This is a genomic window from Bacteroides sp. An269 (assembly GCF_002159755.1).
In the GTDB taxonomy this organism is placed as follows: Bacteria; Bacteroidota; Bacteroidia; order Bacteroidales; family Bacteroidaceae; genus Phocaeicola; species Phocaeicola intestinalis.
The window spans coordinates 1-627 of record NZ_NFJG01000256.1 but is presented as its reverse complement, the minus strand read 5'-3'; the positions used below and the strand labels follow the sequence as shown (position 1 = coordinate 627).

The 627-nt window shown below is 48.2% G+C and carries 1 protein-coding gene; it reads left to right on the top strand.

Going from position 1 to position 627, the window contains the following annotated elements:
• A partial coding sequence (locus B5F71_RS19625; protein ID WP_158098168.1) for an AAA family ATPase occupies positions 1–627 on the top strand: 627 nt, incomplete at both ends.

Here is a 627-nt window from a genome sequence, read left to right as displayed (position 1 = left end):
CAGAAGGATACTGTTATGTAGACAAAACGGATTTACTCTACCAACTGGTAAAGGAAGGTGTGATTTATTTCCTCAGCCGTCCCCGCAGGTTCGGGAAAAGCCTGCTTGTATCTACTTTGAAAAATTATTTCTTAGGTAAGAAAGAGCTGTTCAAGGGGCTTGCCATCGAGAAGCTGGAAACGGAATGGAAAGAATATCCCGTGTTTCACATCGACTTCAACGGAAGCAACTTCACCGTTCCGGGAACGTTGGAAAAGAAACTGGAAGGATATATTGCCGGTTGGGAAGCCCAATACGGGAAAAGCACTTATCTGACGGATGTGGGAGACCGCTTTGCTTACTTGCTCAAACAAGCCCATGAACAATCGGGTAGACGTTGCGTGGTGTTGATTGACGAATACGACAAGCCTATCCTGGACGTGCTTGATACGGGCATTAAGGGAGAACAGGAGGAAATGTTGCTGGAGGACCGGAACCGGGAAGTGCTGAAAGGATTCTATTCGGTATTCAAGGCTGCAGACGATGACCTGCAGTTCGTCTTGCTCACCGGAGTTACCAAGTTCTCGCAGGTAAGCGTGTTCAGCGGTTTCAACCAGCCTGCCGACATCAGCATGGACATACGCTATG